16 protein-coding genes are annotated in these 17,910 nt (G+C 70.8%); 10 read left to right on the top strand and 6 right to left on the bottom strand.

Annotation, left to right across the window (positions count from 1 at the left end):
• Positions 1-3: 3 nt before the first annotated feature.
• Positions 4-1,287, bottom strand: coding sequence for a cell wall metabolism sensor histidine kinase WalK (locus tag KBX71_RS09400; protein WP_124817987.1), 1,284 nt, complete (start codon positions 1,285-1,287; stop codon positions 4-6).
• A gap of 204 nt (positions 1,288-1,491) precedes the next feature.
• Between KBX71_RS09400 and phoU the strand changes: the two genes are divergently transcribed.
• A complete protein-coding gene (gene phoU, locus KBX71_RS09405; protein WP_210817595.1) occupies positions 1,492-2,145 on the top strand; it encodes a phosphate signaling complex protein PhoU in 654 nt (217 codons plus the stop codon).
• Positions 2,146-2,209: 64 nt separating this feature from the next.
• Here the strand turns inward: phoU and KBX71_RS09410 are convergent, their stop codons facing one another.
• On the bottom strand, positions 2,210-2,977 hold the full coding sequence (locus tag KBX71_RS09410; protein ID WP_091403562.1) for a phosphoglyceromutase: 768 nt from the start codon (positions 2,975-2,977) through the stop codon (positions 2,210-2,212).
• Positions 2,978-3,130: 153 nt separating this feature from the next.
• On the opposite strand from KBX71_RS09410, the gene KBX71_RS09415 reads away from it, so the two are divergent.
• The gene (locus KBX71_RS09415; protein WP_210817596.1) at positions 3,131-4,411 is read left to right on the top strand and encodes an MFS transporter; all 1,281 of its coding nucleotides are present in this window, start codon (positions 3,131-3,133) and stop codon (positions 4,409-4,411) included.
• A gap of 74 nt (positions 4,412-4,485) precedes the next feature.
• Complete coding sequence (locus tag KBX71_RS09420; protein ID WP_307847024.1) at positions 4,486-5,811, top strand: MFS transporter; 1,326 nt, start codon at positions 4,486-4,488, stop codon at positions 5,809-5,811.
• A 277-nt stretch (positions 5,812-6,088) separates the two neighbouring features.
• On the opposite strand, the gene KBX71_RS34535 is transcribed toward KBX71_RS09420, so the two are convergent.
• From KBX71_RS34535 to mshA, 3 genes are all read right to left on the bottom strand, one after another.
• Positions 6,089-7,018 carry a hypothetical protein gene (locus KBX71_RS34535; RefSeq protein ID WP_374102593.1) on the bottom strand — a complete coding sequence of 310 codons (930 nt, stop codon included), beginning with the start codon at positions 7,016-7,018 and terminating at the stop codon, positions 6,089-6,091.
• A gap of 352 nt (positions 7,019-7,370) precedes the next feature.
• Entirely contained in the window at positions 7,371-7,892 is a 522-nt protein-coding gene (locus tag KBX71_RS09430) for a YbjN domain-containing protein (RefSeq protein WP_210817598.1), read from the bottom strand.
• 57 nt (positions 7,893-7,949) lie between these two features.
• A complete protein-coding gene (gene mshA, locus KBX71_RS09435; protein ID WP_210817804.1) occupies positions 7,950-9,419 on the bottom strand; it encodes a D-inositol-3-phosphate glycosyltransferase in 1,470 nt (489 codons plus the stop codon).
• Positions 9,420-9,518: 99 nt separating this feature from the next.
• Between mshA and KBX71_RS09440 the strand changes: the two genes are divergently transcribed.
• Together KBX71_RS09440 and KBX71_RS09445 are read left to right on the top strand one after the other, a co-directional pair.
• Positions 9,519-10,283, top strand: coding sequence for an SDR family oxidoreductase (locus tag KBX71_RS09440; protein ID WP_210817599.1), 765 nt, complete (start codon positions 9,519-9,521; stop codon positions 10,281-10,283).
• Between the two features lie 22 nt (positions 10,284-10,305).
• Positions 10,306-11,094, top strand: coding sequence for a class I SAM-dependent methyltransferase (locus tag KBX71_RS09445; protein WP_210817600.1), 789 nt, complete (start codon positions 10,306-10,308; stop codon positions 11,092-11,094).
• A gap of 135 nt (positions 11,095-11,229) precedes the next feature.
• Here KBX71_RS09445 and KBX71_RS09450 read toward each other — a convergent pair whose 3' ends face one another.
• Positions 11,230-12,312: a UDP-N-acetylmuramate dehydrogenase gene (locus KBX71_RS09450; RefSeq protein ID WP_210817601.1), complete on the bottom strand. Its 1,083-nt coding sequence runs from the start codon at positions 12,310-12,312 to the stop codon at positions 11,230-11,232.
• A 69-nt stretch (positions 12,313-12,381) separates the two neighbouring features.
• On the opposite strand from KBX71_RS09450, the gene KBX71_RS09455 reads away from it, so the two are divergent.
• From KBX71_RS09455 to KBX71_RS09475, 5 genes are all read left to right on the top strand, one after another.
• Entirely contained in the window at positions 12,382-13,140 is a 759-nt protein-coding gene (locus tag KBX71_RS09455) for a maleylpyruvate isomerase family mycothiol-dependent enzyme (RefSeq protein ID WP_210817602.1), read from the top strand.
• 203 nt (positions 13,141-13,343) lie between these two features.
• Entirely contained in the window at positions 13,344-14,648 is a 1,305-nt protein-coding gene (locus KBX71_RS09460; RefSeq protein ID WP_210817603.1) for an ABC transporter substrate-binding protein, read from the top strand.
• Positions 14,649-14,717: 69 nt separating this feature from the next.
• Positions 14,718-15,698 (top strand): carbohydrate ABC transporter permease, encoded by a 981-nt coding sequence (locus tag KBX71_RS09465; RefSeq protein ID WP_210817604.1) that lies wholly within the window; start codon positions 14,718-14,720, stop codon positions 15,696-15,698.
• Complete coding sequence (locus tag KBX71_RS09470; RefSeq protein ID WP_124820352.1) at positions 15,695-16,528, top strand: carbohydrate ABC transporter permease; 834 nt, start codon at positions 15,695-15,697, stop codon at positions 16,526-16,528. Before KBX71_RS09465 ends, KBX71_RS09470 begins: the two co-directional genes overlap by 4 nt.
• Entirely contained in the window at positions 16,525-17,904 is a 1,380-nt protein-coding gene (locus tag KBX71_RS09475; RefSeq protein ID WP_210817605.1) for a GH1 family beta-glucosidase, read from the top strand. Before KBX71_RS09470 ends, KBX71_RS09475 begins: the two co-directional genes overlap by 4 nt.
• Positions 17,905-17,910 lie beyond the last annotated feature (6 nt).

The raw sequence follows: 17,910 nt of genomic DNA on the forward strand, positions 1-17,910 counted from the left end.
CTGTCAGACCTGCCGTAGCCCAGTCGGACCGGACTCGATCCCAACCGGCGGCAGTGTCGCCAGGAGGTCATCCGGTGGACTGGCGGGCAGCCGGAGGGTGAACGTCGATCCACCACCAAGAGTGCTCGACACCTCGACCCGTCCGCCATGGTTGCTCGCAATGTGTTTCACGATCGCCAGGCCGAGCCCGGTGCCACCGGTGGCACGCGAGCGGGCCTGGTCGGCCCGGTAGAACCGCTCGAAGATTCGGTCCACGTCGGTGGGGGCGATACCGATGCCCTGGTCGGCGACGGCGACCTCGACGTGCTCGTCGTCGCCGCGGAGGGTCACCCGCACCGTGGTGTCCTCGCCCGAGTAGTTGATGGCGTTCTCCACGAGGTTCGCCACCGCCGTGGCGAGTTGGGAGTCGCTGCCGTACGCGGTGAGGCCACGCGCCCCGTCCACGGTCACCGTGACGCCCCGGGCGGAGGCTGTGGTGCGGGTCCGGTCGACCACCTCGGCGATCACCCAGTCCAGGGCGACCGGCTCCGGTGGTGGTTGCGGCTCAGCCCCCTGCAACCGGGTCAGCTCCAGCAACTCCTGCACCAGCCGACCCAACCGGGTCGACTCGTGCTGGATCCGTTCGGCGAACCGGCGGGCGGCCACCAGGTCCTCGGAGAGGTCGGGGGCTGCGGCGTCGGCCGGCTCGGTCGCGTCCAGCAACGCCTCGGCGAGCAGTTGCAGGGCCCCGATCGGGGTCTTCAGCTCGTGGCTCACGTTGGCCACGAAGTCGCGTCGTACCCGGGTCAGCCGGTGCGACTCGGTCACGTCGACAGCCTCGACCGCGACGAAGCCGTTGCCGAGACCCATCGCCCGCAGGTGCACGCCGAGCGGGTTCTCCCCCGCGCTGTCGCGACCCCGGGGCAGGTCCAGCTCGATCTCGCGCCGCACGCCGGTGCGTCGCACCTGGCCGGCAAGGGTACGGATCAGCGGGTGCGCGGCGATTGAGCCGGGGGTGCTGCCGGTGCGCAGGAGCCCCATCGCGCGGGCGGCCGGGTTGATCAGCACGGGGACGTCGTCGTTGTCCAGGACCACGACACCGGCCCGGAGTGAGTCGATCGTCCTGCGGCCGAGCCCGGCCTGCTGCTCGTCGGCGATCGCGGGCCTCCCCCTGCTCCAGCGGAAGCTGACGCTCCCCGTCGACGTGGAGCGACCGTCCCGCCTCGGCAGGAACCGGGGCAGCAGCAGACCGGCGGCCATCCCGGCCACCAATGCCAGGGCCACCACGACCGCCACTGCCCACTCCACCCGGCGATCGTAGGGTCATTGTTAACCTGGCTACCACACAGAACGGGACGAACTACCCTCACTTACGGAAGTGTTCACCCCCACGTCTGGCGTCGTTCACCGTGGTTCATCCGACATCCGTCCGCGCGCCCTACCGTTGGCGTCGCACCTGCTCAACCCCCTGCGCCGGCACCCGCCGGCGGCGACCGACCACAGGACGTGATGATGCGCGACGAGTTCCGGGCCGACCTCCAGATCGTCAGCCAACTGCTGGTGGACATGGCGGAGGGCGTCCGCGCCGCCATGCGCCAGGCCACCCGGGCCCTGCTCACCGCCGACCGGCAGTCCGCCGAGACGGTCATCGAGCGGGACGCCGAGATCGACGACCTCTACCGGCACGTCGAGGAGCGGGTCTGCGACCTGCTCGCCCGACAGGCGCCGGTCGCCTCCGACCTCCGGGCGATGATCACCGCGCTGCACGTGGCCGCTGATCTGGAGCGGATGGGCGACCTCGCCGAGCACGTGGCGAAGACCGCGCTGCGCCGGCACCCCTCCCCCGCCGTCCCGGCCGAGCTGCGGACGGTCTTCACCGAGATGTCCGAGATCGCCGACCGGATGGCCGTGAAGATCGGTTCGGTGCTGGCGAAGCCCGACGCCGACCTCGCCGGCGAGCTGGACCGCGACGACGACGCCATGGACGAGCTGCACAAGAACCTGTTCGCGGTGCTGCTCGGCGACGACTGGCCGTACGGGGTGGAGACGGCGATCGACGCCACCCTGCTGGGCCGCTTCTACGAGCGCTTCGCCGACCACGCGGTAAACGCCGGCGAGCACGTGATCTACCTGATCACCGGGGAGAGCGCGCCCAGCAGCAACTGACCGGCAGGGAAGGGGCCCCTCGCCGTCGCTGTCCGCGATGACGAGGGGCCCCTTCGCTGGTCGCTCAGCGACCCTGGTTGGCCACCGCGGCGGCGGCTGCCTTCGCAGCGGTCGGGTCGAGGTAGGTGCCGCCCAGGGTGAGCGGGCGCAGCTGCGGGTCGAGGTCGTAGCGCAGCGGGATGCCCGTCGGGATGTTCAGCTTGGCGATCGCCTCGTCGGAGATCTGGTCGAGGTGCTTGACGAGGGCCCGCAGCGAGTTGCCGTGCGCGGCCACCAGCACCGTCCGGCCGGCCAGGATGTCCGGCACGATCGAGTCGTACCAGTAGGGCAGCATCCGGTCGACGACGTCCTTGAGGCACTCGGTGCGCGGCATCAGCTCGGTCGGCAGCAGCGCGTAGCGCGGGTCACCTACCTGCGACCACTCGTCGTTGTCGTCGATCGGCGGCGGAGGCGTGTCGTACGACCGGCGCCAGAGCATGAACTGCTCCTCGCCGTACTCGTCGAGGGTCTGCTTCTTGTTCTTGCCCTGCAGGGCGCCGTAGTGGCGCTCGTTGAGCCGCCACGACCGGCGCACGGCGATCCAGTGCCGGTCGGCGGCGTTGAGCGCCAGCTCGGCGGTGCGGATCGCACGGCGCATCACGCTGGTGTGCACGACGTCCGGCAGCAGGCTGTGCTCGCGCATCAGCTCGCCGCCGCGCCGCGCCTCGCCCTCGCCCTTCTCGGTCAGGTCGACGTCCACCCAGCCGGTGAAGAGGTTCTTGGCATTCCAGTCGCTCTCACCGTGTCGCAGCAGGACCAGCGTCCCGACGGTGGGCCCTTCGCTCGCAGTCATGCGGATCATCCTGCCTCAACCGCCCGGCGGACACGCGGGCAGCCGTCGTGACGACCACCACGTGAAAAAGCTGATGACCAGCGAATCCGACCGCCACTAGGGTCGTAAGGCACGCCAGTCAGATCGGTCATTACTTGCAAGCGGGGGCGCCATATGCGGACGATGCGGAGTTGGCTCCGGGACACCACCGGCGGCTTACCGACCACTTTCTGGTACCTGTGGTCGGGGACCCTGATCAACCGACTCGGCTCGTTCGTCCTCGTCTTCCTCGCCATCTACCTGACCCAGGAACGTGGCTTCTCGGCCTCGCAGGCCGGCCTGGTGATCGGCCTCTGGGGCGTCGGCGGGGCGTTCGGCACGACCGCCGGCGGCACCCTCGCGGACCGGTGGGGTCGCCGGCCGACGCTGCTCACCGCCCACGTGGGCGCGGCGGCCATGATGCTCGGGCTCGGGCTGGCCCGGGATCTCTGGGCGGTGGCGCTGGGTGCACTGCTGCTCGGCGCCTTCGCCGAGGCGGCCCGGCCCGCGTTCGGGGCGATGATGATCGACGTGGTGCCGGCGAAGGACCGGCTGCGCGCCTTCTCGCTCAACTACTGGGCGATCAACCTGGGCTTCGCCTGCGCCGCCGTCCTCGCCGGCCTCGCCGCACAGGCCGACTACCTGCTGCTGTTCGTGGTCGACGCGGCCACCATGCTGATCACCGCGCTGATCATCTTCAGCAAGGTGCCGGAGACCCGACAGGCCGGCCCCGCCACCGCCGGCACGGCAGCAACGGCTCCGCGCGGTGCCCTGCGCACGATCCTCAACGACCGGGTCTACCTCGGCTTCGTGGCCCTCAACCTGTTCGCCGCGCTGGTGTTCCTCCAGCACATCTCGATGCTGCCGATCGCGATGGGCGACGACGGTCTGAGCCCCGCCACCTACGGCTCGGTGATCGCGCTCAACGGCATCCTCATCGTGGTCGGCCAGCTCTTCGTGCCCCGACTGATCCGGGGTCGGAGCCGCTCGCACGTGCTCGCGCTCGCGTCCGTGGTGATGGGCGTGGGGTTCGGGCTGACCGCGTTCGCCAGCACCGCCTGGTTCTACGGGCTGACCGTGCTGATCTGGACGGTCGGCGAGATGCTGAACTCGCCGTCCAACTCCACACTGATCGCCGAGCTGTCCCCGGCCGAGGTGCGCGGTCGCTACCAGGGCGTGTTCTCCCTCTCGTGGCAGATCGCCGGGGCCAGCGCGCCGATCCTCGGTGGCCTGGTGCGCGAGCACGCCGGCAACGACACCCTCTGGTACGGCTGCGCCGCGCTCGGCCTCCTGACCGCTGTGGCCCACCTGGTGTCGGGCCCGGCCCGGGAACGGCGTGCGGCAGCGCTGCGCCGCTCCGGTGAGGCGCTGGTGCCGACCACCGTCCCCCGGGCGCCGCAGCCCGCCGAGGCGTAACGACTGGCGCGGCGGTGCCGGAGTTCCTACTGTTCGGTGGAAACAGTTAACAACCTGAACTGTCGGGAGGTCGGGTGCACGCCCTGCGGCGCTGGTGGCACGACACCGCAGGCGGGCTCCCCGCCACCTTCTGGTACCTCTGGGCCGGCCTGCTGATCAACCGGGCCGGCGCGTTCGCCATGCTGTTCCTCTCGCTGTACCTCACCGACGTACGCGGCGCGAGCGAAGGGCTGGCCGGCACCGTGGTCGGCGCGTACGGTGCCGGCGGGGCGGCCGGCGTACTGGTCGGCGGGGTGCTCGCCGACAGGTGGGGCCGCCGGGCGACCCTGCTCGCCGCGCACCTGGCCACCGTCGGTCTGATGGTGGCGCTCGCCTTCACGCGGCCCCTGCTGCTGATCGCGGTGCTCTCCGCGCTGATCGGCGTGGTCCACTCGATGCCCAGCCCCGCGTTCGTGGCGGCGATCGTCGACGTCGTGCCCGCCGAGCGCCGCTCACGCGCGTTCAACCTTCAGTTCTGGGCGTTCAACCTGGGCATGGCGGTCGCCTCGCTGCTCGCCGGGGTCCTGGCCGAGGCGAGCTTCACGGCGCTGTTCCTGGTCGACGCGGGCGCCACCCTGACGGCCGCCGCGGTGATCGGCTGGAAGGTGCCGGAAACCCTGCGGCTGGCCCGGCCGGCGGCCGACCTCCCGCCTGCCACCCACCCGCCGAGGTCCGTCCGGGCAGCCCGCCGGCCAGGACTGCACACCGCACTCACCGACCGCACCTTCCTGGTCTTCGTCGGGCTCACCTTCGTGCTGGCCGTACTCACCACGCAGACGTCGACGATCATGCCGCTGGCCATGCGCGCGGACGGCCTGGGCCCATCGGCGTACGGGCTGGTGGTCGCGCTCGGCGGCGCGCTGATCGTGGTCGGGCAACTGTTCGTGCCCCGGCTGATCGACAGGCACCGCAAGGACGTCGTACTGGCCGCCTCCACCGCGCTGCTCGCGCTCGGCTTCGGGGCGCTCGCCCTCGCCGACGAGCTGGCCATCTACCTCGGTGCCGCAGTGGTCTGGACGGTCGGCTCGATGCTCGCCGCTCCGCCGAACGCGCAGATCAACGCGGACCTGGCACCACCGCAGCTACGGGCGCGCTACCAGTCGGTCTTCTACCTGACGTTCCCGGCGGCGGCGTTCGTCGCGCCCACCCTCGGCGGGGTGAGCCTCCAGCACCTCGGCGACCGGCACTGGCTGATCGTTGCCGGGCTGGGTCTCCTGGCCGCGCTCGGGCACCTGCTCGCCGGACCATCCCGGGAGCGGCACGTCGCCGCGCTGCGACGCAAAGCGCCCACCACGTCCCTGAGGTCGTGGTGGGCGCCCGCCGGTGGGGCCGGCGGCGGCGGGCAACACTCACCCCCGTAAGCATCGCCCGCTCACGCCGCCGGTCCTAACAGGTGGGCACCGTCCCCCAACGGTTAATCCACCCGTCCCCTCGCGCCTCGCCTGGTGCGCGGATCTGATCGATCCGCCGCTCCCCCGAACGTTTCCAAACGTGGCGCGGTGCAATAAAGCTAGTTCGCCCGGATTCTGGATTCAACCCAGAAGGGCTGTCTCGCCCGTCACAACTGACGAGTATCCGCTGCTCCGGCCTCGTCCGTTGGCAACAGCCGACTACCCGTCGGCCATTCCCGCAAACACGTCAACCGTCTTCCCGATCGGGTGACTCGGTCCGGAAGAAGTTGCTCTGCCGGCCGTTCCGCAACTGCTCCTGATAAATCAGGTTCAGTCGGCGCAGGTCAAAGGTGTAAAACCACTCATCCCAGGTGATCTCACGGATCCGGCTGCTTTCCCGGTATCCGGGAATGTTGAAGGTCAACACGCCCGCCCGGCCGTCCCGCTCGGTGCCGGCGATGGTCGCCGGCTTCGCCCCGCGCTCCCGGGCCCAACGCTGGATCACCTCGTGGTTCGCCGTGATCAGACTCCGCCCCGGCCGCTCCGGCCGGTCCGCGATCGACGAGATCACCTGCGAACTGCGGACCGACCGGCCGGTGCCCCGCCCGGTCCGGATGCCGCCGGCCGTCGTCCCGCCACCTGTCGACGGCGTCAGCGTGCGCTTGGCCGGCGCACGCTTGGCCGCCGCCGTACGCTTGGCCGTCGCGCTCTTGGCCGCCGTCGCGCGCTTCGCCGCCGGGCGGGCCGGCGCCTTCTTCGCCGGCGCCTTCCGCGCGGGCGCCGTACGCGCCGTCGCCGTCTTACGGGCCGCCGTGCTCTTCCGCGCTGCCGTGGTCTTGCGTGCCGCCGCGGTCTTACGGGCGGCAGCCGTCCTGCTCGCCGTCGTGGTCTTGCGTGCGGCAGTTGGCCTCGCCGCCGCCGCCGTCGTCTTCTTCGCGGCGGTCGCCCTCTTCGCCGGCGCCCTCTTCACCGCCGCCGTCGACTTCCGCGTGGCGGTCGCCTTCTTCGCGGCGGCCCGCTTCGCGGGCGCGCTCTTGTTCGCCGGCGCTGCCTTCGCGCGGCTCGCCGCCGGCCTGGCCGCCGATTTCTTGGTGGCGGCGGCACGACCCGCCGACGCCCGGCTGCCGGTGGCCCGGCCCGACGGGCCGGTGCTGCTCCGACCCGCGCCGGCCCGCATCGAGCGCACCAACTGTTTCACCAGGTCGGGCTTGCGCAGTGCGGAGATCCCGGAGACCCCGCGTTTGCGCAACTGCCCGCGGATGTCGTCCACCCGCATCCGGGAGATCTCCGACTCGGAGACTCCTGGTGTACCCGGCGTCTGGTTGCCGGCCTGTCGCTTCGTCCTGGTCGCAGTCGCGCCGCGACCTGAGCTGTTCCGCTGAGCCATGGGACGCTCCGCTCCTTGGCACTCCGTCATCGGCGCGCGGGGGTCCCTTGCCGCACCGCGCGGTGCGGCATACCCGTCAGGAGCACTCCGAACCACAGTCAACTCGCCCTGGTCGTGCGGGACCCGGAATCGAGTGGCTGCGTCAGGCTGGATCGGGGTCGGGGCCGGCGCCGGTGGGCTCGAAGAGGTGGGCGAAGGCGGCCAGGTTGGCTGTCGACTCGCCCCGCTTGACCCGCCACTCGTACTCGCGCCGGATCGAACTGCCGAACCCGATCTCCAGCATCGTGTCGAACGACTCGTCGGCGTACGTGAGCACGGCGCCGAAGAGTCGGTCCAACTCGTCGGCGTCCACGCCGGCCGGGTTGACCCGACCGGTCAGGTACACGTCACCGACCGCGTCGGTGGAGAAGGAGACGCCGTACATCCGGGCGTTGCGCTGCAACAGCCAGGCCCACAGCTCCTCGCGGCGCTCGTCTGGTTGGCGCATCACGAACGCCTCGACCCGCAGCGCGTGCTCGCCGATGATCAGGTTGCAGATCGTCTTGAGCTTGTGGGTGCCCGGCAGCGTCACCGCGTACGAGCCGGGGCCGGTCGACTCCCAGGCCAGGTCCCGCTCGGCGCAGACCGACTCGATCAGGGTCGCAAGATCGCTCTTCGGGCTCACCGGACCCACTCTACGACCGACCCGGCCCGCGCACCGGGTGGCGACCGACGCCCGGGGTCACCAGGAGCAGGAGAGCGCCGGGTCGCTCGCCAGGTCGGCCGCGAGCCGGGCACGGTGCGCGGCGATCGCCTCGCCGTAGACCCCGAGCAGACCGGCGACCGTACGGTCCCAGGAGAAGTGCCGTGCGTGCTGCTCGGCACCTCGGGCGAGCACCGACCGGAGTGCCCGGTTCGGCAGCAGGTTGCCCAGCGCACGGGCCCAGTCGACCGGGTCGTGCCCGTCGATGAGTACGCCGCTGACCTGATCCCGGACGGCGGTGACCAGCCCTCCGACGGCGGCGGCCAGCACCGGCGTACCGCACGCCTGCGCCTCCAGGGCGACCAGCCCGAACGATTCGTTGTGCGACGGCACCGCGACCAGATCCGCCGCCCGGTACAGGGCCGGGAGGTCGTCCCCGGTGAGCGGTGGCAGGAACCGCACCCCGTCGGCGACCCCGAGCTTGGCGGCCAACTCGATCAGGGCGGTCGGCCGGTCCAGCCCACTGCCGCTGGGCCCACCGCAGATCACCACTGTCACCTGGTCAGCCAGCGCCGGGTCGCGCTCCCGCAACGCGGCGATCGCGCGGATCAGCACGTCGGGGGCCTTGAGCGGCTGGATCCGACCGACGAAGGCAACCACGTACCCGTCGACTGGAAGCCCCAGCCGGCGACGGGCCTGGCGGGCGGCCGCGGACCTGTCGCCCGGCGCGGGTCGGAACCGGGCCAGGTCGACGCCCGGCTGCACGACGGACACCCGGGTCGGGTCGGCGTCGTAGCGGTCGAGCAGGTCAGCGGCCTCGAACCGGGTGTTGGCGACCAGCCGGTCCGCCTCGGCGACGACCTGTTCCTCGCCGATGACCCGGGCCTTGGGCTCCGGCCGGTCACCGGCCGCGAGCTGGGCATTCTTGACCTTGGCAAGGGTGTGCGCGGTGTGCACCAGCGGCACCCCCCAGCGCTCCTTGGCCAACCAGCCGACCTGCCCGGAGAGCCAGTAGTGGGAGTGGATCAGGTCGTAGTGGCCGGGCGGACGGGACGCCTCCGCACGCAGCACCCCCGCCGTGAAGGCGCAGAGCTGACCTGGCAACTCTTCCTTGGTGAGACCCTCCAGGGGGCCGGAGGTGATGTGTCGGACCTGCACGCCGGGCGCCATCTCGACCACCGGGGGGAGGTCACCGGAGGTGGCCCGGGTGAAGATCTCCACCTCCACGTTGGCCTCGGCGAGACGCCTGGCGACTTCGAGGATGTAGACGTTCATTCCGCCGGCATCACCCGTGCCGGGCTGGTGCAGGGGTGAGGTGTGCACCGACAGGGTGGCGATGCGGCGCGGTCGGGGCCACGGTTGGGCACCTCGCTGACGCCCGACACCGGTGTGCATTTCCGCCACATCCGCTCCTTCGTCACGGTTGATGCCGTCTCGCACGACCGGCGCTTCTCGGTCAACCTGTACGCCGGATGTCATCTTCCCCATCGGGCTTCGGAAATTCCCCAGCACGGCCCCTCGGGGTGACGGACCTCATCACCGAACGCCGCCAACGGCTGCCGTACGCCCGCTCGGGGCGGGTCATACGCCCGGGGTGACAATGTCGGGATGACCTCAGTCGCCATCGTCACCGGAGCGTCCAGCGGGATCGGCGCGGCCACCGCCCGCCGGCTCGCCGCCGAGGGCTTCCACGTGCTCGCCGCCGCCCGCCGCGCCGAACGGCTCACCGACCTGGTCGCCGAGATCACCGCCGCCGGCGGGCAGGCCACCGCGGTGACCTGCGACATCACCTCGGACGAGTCGGTGGCCGGGCTGGCCGAGGCCGCCGCCCAGGCACCCGGGCCGGTCACCCTCCTGGTCAACAACGCCGGCGGCGCGCGGGGGCTGGACCCGGTGGAGTCCGGTTCGATCGCCGACTGGCAGTGGATGTACGACGTGAACGTACTCGGCACCCTACGGGTCACCCAGGCGCTGCTGCCGGCGCTGGAGGCCTCCGGTTCCGGCACCATCGTGGTGGTCTCCTCCACCGCCGGCCTGACCGTCTACGAGGGCGGGGGCGGCTACACCGCCGCGAAGCACGCGCAGACCGCCATCGCCGGCACGCTCCGCCTGGAGCTGTGCGGCCGGCCGCTGCGGGTCATCGAGATCGACCCGGGCATGGTGAAGACCGACGAGTTCGGGCTGGTCCGCTTCGAGGGCGACGCGGAACGGGCGGCCGCCGTCTACGCCGGGGTGCCGGGGCCACTGGTCGCCGAGGACGTCGCCGACTGCATCGCCTGGTGCGCCACCCGCCCCGAGCACGTCAACATCGACCGGTTGGTGGTCCGGCCACGGGCGCAGGCCGCCCAGCACAAGGTGCACCGGGTCTCCTAAGGCCGTCGGCGGGAATGGTGACATGAGCCCTGCTGCGCGACGCCGGCCGTTAGGCGTGGTCACGCGCGGCACGACCAACCCGAACCGGCTCCGTCGGGTGGACAACTGGATCGTCGCCACCTGCGCCGACCGGCTGTTGGCGGCGGACGACCCCCTGGTGGTCGACCTCGGCTACGGCGCCACCCCGGTGACCGCTGTGGAGTTGCGCGCTCGGCTGGCGGCCGGGGTACGTCCGGACGTACGGCTGGTCGGTTTGGAGATCGACGCGGCCCGGGTGGCGGCTGCGGCATCGGCCGCCGACCCACCCGGGCTGACCTTCGCCCGAGGTGGGTTCGAGTTGGCCGGGCTCCGGCCGGTGCTGGTCCGCGCGTTCAACGTGCTGCGACAGTACGACGAGAGCGAGGTGGCCGAAGCCTGGCAGACGATGACCGCCGCGCTCGCCCCCGGTGGAGTGCTCGTCGAGGGCACGTGTGACGAGTTGGGGCGGCTCGCCAGCTGGCTGCTGATCGACGCCGAGGGCCCCCGGACGCTGACCCTGGCCGCGAGGCTCACCACGCTGGGCAGCCCCGCTGAGCTGGCCGAGCGGCTACCCAAGGCGCTGATCCACCGCAACGTTCCCGGTGAGCCGGTGCACGCGCTGATCCGCGCTCTGGACGACGCCTGGCAGGCCGCCGCCCCGTACGCCACCTTCGGCCCCCGCCAACGCTGGCTGCGAGCGGTGACCCGCCTCCGCGAGACGGGCTGGCCCATCCTCAACAACCCCACCCGTTGGCGCCACGGCGAACTAACCCTCCCCTGGCCCCTCCCCTAAACCCACCGCACCCTCGCCCCGCCCCACCCACCCCACGCGTCGATCTTGCACTTCCTGTCGACGATTCGCCCTTTTTTAGCCGTTATGTCCCCGCAGAAACTGCAAGATCGCGGGGGCCGGGGCCGGGGCGGGGGGTTAGAGGGTGCAGTTGATGAGGACTGGTTCGGGGTGGAGGGTTACGCCGAAGCGGGCGTGGACCTGGTCGCGGATGGTGCGGGCCAGGGTCAGCAGGTCATCGGTGTGGGCGGTGCCGCTGCGGTTGGTCAGGGCCAGGGTGTGCTTGCTGGAAATGGCCACCCCACCCTCGCCGGGGTGACCCTTGGCGAAGCCGGCCTTGTCGATCAGCCAGGCGGCGCTGACCTTGACCAGGCCGTCCGCCCCGGGCCAGGCGGGCGGGTCGCCCAGCTCCGCGGAGCGTTCCAGGAGCTGCTCGTACGTCGCCCGGTCGAGCACCGGATTGGTGAAGAAGGAGCCGACCGAGCGAGTGTCCGGGTCGTTGGCGTCGAGCACCATCCCCTTGCCGGCACGCAGCCGCAGCACCGCCGCTCGGGCGTCCGCCAGCGGCACCTGGTCGCCCACCTCGACACCGAGGGCCCTGGCCAGCTCCGCGTAGCGCACGGGCCCGGAGATCGGGGACCTGGTGAGCCGGAAGTCGACCGAGAGCACCACCCAGCGGTCCACGTACTTGAAGATGCTGCCCCGGTAGGTGAAGCCGCAGTCGGCGGCGGGGATGACCTGGCGGGTGACCTCGACCCGGTCGTACACCTCGACGCCGGTGATCGTCTCGGCGACCTCCTGGCCGTACGCGCCGACGTTCTGGATCGGGGTGGCACCTGTCGAGCCGGGGATGCCGGACAGGCACTCCAGCCCGGACCAGCCGTTGGCGACGGTGGCGGCGACCAGGTCGTCCCACGGTTCGCCGGCGTCGACCCGTACGGTGACCGAGGAGGCGTCCTCGGCGATGACCCGCACCCCACGGGAGCGCACCAGGACGACGGTGCCGGGGAAGCCGGCATCGCCGATCACCACGTTGCTGCCCCCGGCCAGGATCAGGACCGGTTCCGCTGCGGTCCGCACAGCCCGGACGATCTCGTCGGCACTGCCGGCGGCCACGATCCGCTCGGCCGGCCCACCCATCCGTAGGGTGGTGTGGTCGGCGAGTGGACCGGGGGTGGCACGATCGGCGTCGGTTGTCGGCTGGGCGGAGGCGTCTGACACGCCTTTCACCTTAGGCTGACAAGTAGCCGTGGCACCCACTGGTCGCCCGGCACCCCCGGGAGGATGGCGATGAGCAGACTGCAGGGCAGCAAGGATTTCTGGATCGGGGCGCTCCGGACGGAGGGTCCGGCTTTCGCGGCAGCGGTGGCCGAGGCGCCGCCGGAGACACCGGTGCTGTCCTGTCCGGGCTGGACGGTCAACGACCTCACGCTGCACATGGCCGGCATCTACCACTGGGTTTCGTCGTTCGCGGGTTCCGGCCAGAGCAGCCAACCGCCTCGGCGGGAGAAGATCGAGGCCGACCCGGGCGTGAACGCGGTCCAGCTGTGGCAGCAGGGGTACGACCGGGTGATGACTCTGTTCGACGGGCTCGACCCGGAGGCCCCTGCGTGGAACTGGGCCCCACAGCCGAAGAGGGCCGGTTTCTGGCCGCGTCGGATGGCGCACGAGACGACTGTGCACCGCTGGGACGCGCAGCTCGCCATCGGGGCCGGTGACCCGGTGGAGGCGAAGCTCGCGGCCGACGGGGTGGGTGAGGTGCTGGACACCTGGCTGCCCGCGGGCCGGCGGCAGGTGCCGGGTGACTGGCACGGGGTGGTGCAGCTCTGTGCGACCGATGCGGCCCAGGAGTGGTATCTGCGGCTGCGCGGTGAGGGGGTGGCGCTGCTCGACACCGCGACCATCTTCGACCACGACGATCACCACGCCCGCGCTCAGGTCAGTGGCACCGCGAGCGACCTGCTGTTGGCGCTGTGGGGGCGGGTGAGTTTCGAGACGTTGGACGTCGTCGGCGACAGCACGCTGTTGGACGGTCTGCGCACCGGCTGACCGCCCACCACGAACGAGGGCGTCACCCCATCCGGGGTGGCGCCCTCGTTTGCGTCGGGGGACGAGACGGCGTCGGGGGGACGAGACCGCAACGGCGAGAGAGCGCTCTCTTGACAGCGGGTTGGCGACCCACCACCCTGTCGTGAGAGCGCTCTCTTAGCCATCTGCCATCACCCGCCCGCCTTGAGAGAGGTCGATAACCAATGGCTGTCTTCCCGCGCCGCCGCCACGCCGCGGTGGCCCTCGCCGCCGCCACCGCCCTGCTCGTCTCCGCTGGCTGCGGCGGCGGCGACGAGCCGGGCGACGGAAAGATCACCCTGACCGTCGACGTCTTCGGCCAGTTCGGCTACGAGCAGCTATACCAGGACTACATGGCCGCGAACCCCGACGTGAAGATCGTCGAGCGGGGCACCGGCACCAACCTCGACGAGTACTCGCCGAAGCTGACCCAGTGGCTCGCCGCCGGCCGAGGCGCCGGCGACGTGGTGGCCATCGAGGAGGGGCTGCTGGTCGAGTACAAGGCCAACCCGGCGAACTTCGTCAACCTGCTGGACCACGGCGCCGCCGACCTCAAGGGCAACTTCCTGGAGTGGAAGTGGAACGCCGGCCTGACCGCCGACGGCAAGCAGCTCATCGGCCTCGGGACCGACGTCGGCGGCATCGCCATCTGCTACCGCAAGGACCTCTTCGAAAAGGCCGGCCTGCCCACCGAGCGGGACGCGGTTTCCAAGCTCTGGCCCACCTGGCCGGATTACATCGCCACCGGCGAGCGGTTCACCGCGGCGAAGACCGGCGCGTCCTTCCTCGACGGGGCGACAAACACCTTCAACACCATCCTGTTGCAGACCGCTGGGAACACGACCGGCTACAGCTACTACGACACCAGCGGCAACCTGGTCGTCGACAGCAACCCATCGGTACGGCAGGCGTGGGACACCACAATGGACATCATCGACTCGGGCCTGTCCGGAAAGTACGGCTCCTGGTCGGAGGAGTGGGTCTCCGCCTTCAAGCAGTCGAAGTTCGCCACCATCGCCTGCCCCGCCTGGATGACAGGCGTCATCGAGGCCAACGCCGGCACGGCCGCCCAGGGCAAGTGGGACATCGCCCGGGTGCCCGGCAACGGCGGCAACTGGGGTGGATCGCACCTCGCCGTGCCCAAGCAGAGCAAGCACCAGGCCGAGGCGATCGAGCTGGCCAAGTTCCTCACCAGCGCCAAGGGGCAGATCGGCGCGTTCAAGGCCAAGGGTCCGCTGCCCTCCTCGCCGCAGGCGCTCGACGACCCGGCGATCACCGGCGCGACCAACGCGTACTTCTCGGGGGCACCGGTCGGCGCCATCTTCGGCACCGGCGCGAAGAGCTTGAAGCCGGTCTACATGGGCCCGAAGAACCAGGCCGTACGGACCGAGGTGGAGAACGCCGTACGGACCGTGGAGCTGGGCCAGCGCAGCCCCGCGCAGGGCTGGACCGACGCGGTGTCCAACGCGAAGAAGGCCGCCGCCAAGTAGCCCAACCAGCGTGCGGGCGGGCTCCGACGACCGGAGTCCCGCCCGCACGGCGGAAAGGAGTCCCCGGGCATGACCGTCCAGCTCGACGCCCGCCCGCCGGTCGTACCGGCACCCCAGCGCTCGTCAGGTCGGCTCAGCCGGCTCGACACCCAACTCTCGCCGTACCTCTACATCGCCCCGTTCTTCCTGCTCTTCGCGGTCTTCGGGGTCTACCCACTGGCGTACACCTTCTGGGTGTCGCTGCACGACTGGGACCTGCTCGGCGCCGACCACCCCTTCGTGGGGGCGGAGAACTACACCCGGCTGCTGGCCGACGCCGACTTCTGGCACGCGCTTGTCAACACGCTGGGGATCTTCGTCATCTCGACAGTGCCGCAGTTGCTCGCCGCGCTCTGGATGGCGAACCTGCTCAACCGTGGCCTGCGCGCCCGCACCGGTTGGCGGATGGCGGTGCTCGTCCCCAACGTCACGTCCACCGCAGCGGTGGCGATCGTGTTCGGGGTGATCTTCGGCCGCGAGTTCGGCATGATCAACTGGCTGCTCGACCTGGTCGGGTTGGACGCGATCGGCTGGAAGTCCAACCGGTTCGCCTCCTGGGTGGCGATCTCCGCCATGGTCGACTGGCGGTGGACCGGCTACAACGCGCTGATCCTCCTGGCCGCGATGCAGGCCATCCCCCGCGACCTGTACGAGGCGGCGGCGATCGACGGCGCCAACCGGGCCCGACAGTTCTGGTCGGTCACAGTGCCGCTGCTCAAACCGACGATCATCTTCTGCGCCATCATCGCCACCATCGGCGGACTGCAGCTCTTCACGGAGCCCCGGCTGTTCCACTCCGGCACCAACCCGATCCGGGGCGGCCCGATGCGCGAGTCGCAGACGCTGACCATGTACATGTTCGAGAACGCCTTCGCGCCGCACTACAACTTCGGGTACGGCTCGGCGGTGGCCTGGCTGCTCTTCGCGCTCATCGCGGTCGTCGCGGCGGTCAACGTGCTGCTCCTGCGCCGCCTCGGCGGCGACCGCCCGCGGAAGGGAGCGGCGCGATGAGCCGACTCTGGCGGGCCAGCCCGCTCACCTACCTCGCCCTGGTCGTCGCCGCCGGCCTGTCGGTCTTTCCGATCTGGTGGATGTTCGTGGTGGCCAGCCGATCCAGTGACGCGATGGGGCAACTACCGCCACCGGTGACGCCGGGCGGCAACCTGGGCGCCAACATCGCCCGACTGTTCGACAACACCGACGCGTACTTCCTCACCGGCCTGATCAACTCGGCGATCGTGGCCACCACTGTCACCGTGTCCGTGGTGTTCTTCTCCAGCCTGGCCGGCTTCGCCTTCGCCAAGCTGCGGTTCCGCGGCCGCAACGCCATGCTGCTCGTCATCATCGCCACCATGATGGTGCCGACCCAACTCGGCGTGATCCCGCTGTATCTCCTGATGACCCGACTGCAGTGGAACGACAGGCTGCCCGCGGTCATCGTGCCGGCCCTGGTCACCGGGTTCGGGGTGTTCATGATGCGGCAGTACGCCGGTCAGGCGGTCAGTGACGAGCTGATCGAGGCCGCCCGGATCGACGGCTGTGGCACCGCCCGGATCTGGTGGCACGTCGTGCTGCCCGCCCTGCGTCCCGCCGCCGCCGTTCTCGGTCTACTCACCTTCATGACCACCTGGAACGACTTCCTCTGGCCGTACGCTGTATTGAACGATCCGGCGAATCCGACAGTGCAGCTGTCCCTTCGCGCATTGTCGGACGGGTATTACCAGGACATGTCGCAGGTGTTCACCGGAACGGCCATCGCGACGCTGCCCCTGCTACTGGTCTTCGTGTTGTTCGGCCGGCAGATCATCGGCGGAATCATGGAAGGTGCGGTCAAGGCGTGAACGAGATCCGTTTTCCCGAGCATTTCCTCTGGGGGGCGGCCACCGCCGCCTACCAGATCGAGGGTGCGGCCCGCGACGACGGTCGCGGTCCGTCCATCTGGGACACCTTCAGCCGTACGCCGGGCAAGGTGTACCAGGGCCACACCGGCGACGTCGCCTGCGACCACTACCACCGGTACGCCGACGACGTGGCACTGATGGCCGAGCTGGGCCTTCGGGCGTACCGGTTCTCGGTCGCCTGGCCACGGATCCAGCCCGACGGCACCGGCCCCGCCAACCCCCGTGGGCTGGACTTCTACGACCGGCTCACGGATGCGCTGCTGGATCGGGGAATCGACCCGATCGTCACCCTCTACCACTGGGACCTGCCGCAGGCCCTCGGCGACCGGGGTGGCTGGACCAACCGGGACACCGCCGAGCACTTCGCCACCTACGCCACCGCCGTGTACGCGCGCCTCGGCGACCGGATCGACGTGTGGACCACACTCAACGAGCCGTGGTGCTCGGCCTACCTCGGTTACGCCAACGGCCTGCACGCTCCGGGCGAGCAGGACGGGGCGGCGGCCTTCACCGCCGTACACCATCTGCTGTTGGGGCACGGCCTGGCGGCGCGGGCGCTGCGGGCCGCCGGCGCGCGCAGCGTGGGCGTCACCGTCAACCCGGCCGACGTACGCCCGGCCGACCCGCAGAGCGCGGCCGACGCCGCCGCGGTCCGCCTGGTCGACGGCCTGCACAACCGGATCTTCCTCGATCCGCTGCTGGCCGGCGGCTACCCGGAGGACGTCCGCGAGCACATGGCCCGGATCGTCGAGCCGACGTTCATCCGCGACGGCGACGAGAAGCTCATCGCCGCCCCGATCGACCTGCTCGGCATCAACTACTACGCCCCGAGTTACGTGGCCGGGCGGCCCGACGGCGCCGGCAACGGCGCGTACCCGGGCACCGAGGGCGCCGTGCACTTCCTCCCACCGGCCGGGCCACTCACCGACATGGGGTGGATGATCGAGCCGGCCGGGCTCACCCGGCTGCTGGAGCGGATCGCCGCCGACTACCCAGGTGTGCCGCTGCTGATCACCGAGAACGGTGCCGCATTCCCCGACAAACCCGGCGCCGACTCGCCCGACGGTCCGGCGCAGGTGATCGACGCCGATCGCATCGCCTACCTCGACGGGCACCTCCGTGCGGCGCACGAAGCGATCTCCCGGGGCGTGGACCTGCGCGGTTATCTCGTATGGTCATTCCTTGACAACTTCGAGTGGGCGGAGGGTTACCGCAAGCGGTTCGGGATCGTGCACGTCGACTACCTGACCCAGCGGCGCACACCGAAGGCCAGCGCCCGGTGGTACCAGGAGGTGATCTCCCGGAACGGGCTGTGACGAGCG

The organism is Micromonospora sp. D93, from assembly GCF_018070365.1.
Taxonomy (GTDB): domain Bacteria; phylum Actinomycetota; class Actinomycetes; order Mycobacteriales; family Micromonosporaceae; genus Micromonospora; species Micromonospora ureilytica.

Coding starts and splice junctions, on each gene's coding strand:
- KBX71_RS09460 (WP_210817603.1), top strand. CDS start 13,344: ATGGCTGTCTTCCCGCGCCGCCGCCACGCCGCGGTGGCCCTCGCCGCC.
- KBX71_RS09445 (WP_210817600.1), top strand. CDS start 10,306: ATGAGCCCTGCTGCGCGACGCCGGCCGTTAGGCGTGGTCACGCGCGGC.
- KBX71_RS09440 (WP_210817599.1), top strand. CDS start 9,519: ATGACCTCAGTCGCCATCGTCACCGGAGCGTCCAGCGGGATCGGCGCG.
- KBX71_RS09455 (WP_210817602.1), top strand. CDS start 12,382: ATGAGCAGACTGCAGGGCAGCAAGGATTTCTGGATCGGGGCGCTCCGG.
- phoU (WP_210817595.1), top strand. CDS start 1,492: ATGCGCGACGAGTTCCGGGCCGACCTCCAGATCGTCAGCCAACTGCTG.
- KBX71_RS34535 (WP_374102593.1), bottom strand. CDS start 7,018: ATGCGGGCCGGCGCGGGTCGGAGCAGCACCGGCCCGTCGGGCCGGGCC.
- KBX71_RS09410 (WP_091403562.1), bottom strand. CDS start 2,977: ATGACTGCGAGCGAAGGGCCCACCGTCGGGACGCTGGTCCTGCTGCGA.
- KBX71_RS09415 (WP_210817596.1), top strand. CDS start 3,131: ATGCGGACGATGCGGAGTTGGCTCCGGGACACCACCGGCGGCTTACCG.
- KBX71_RS09465 (WP_210817604.1), top strand. CDS start 14,718: ATGACCGTCCAGCTCGACGCCCGCCCGCCGGTCGTACCGGCACCCCAG.
- KBX71_RS09470 (WP_124820352.1), top strand. CDS start 15,695: ATGAGCCGACTCTGGCGGGCCAGCCCGCTCACCTACCTCGCCCTGGTC.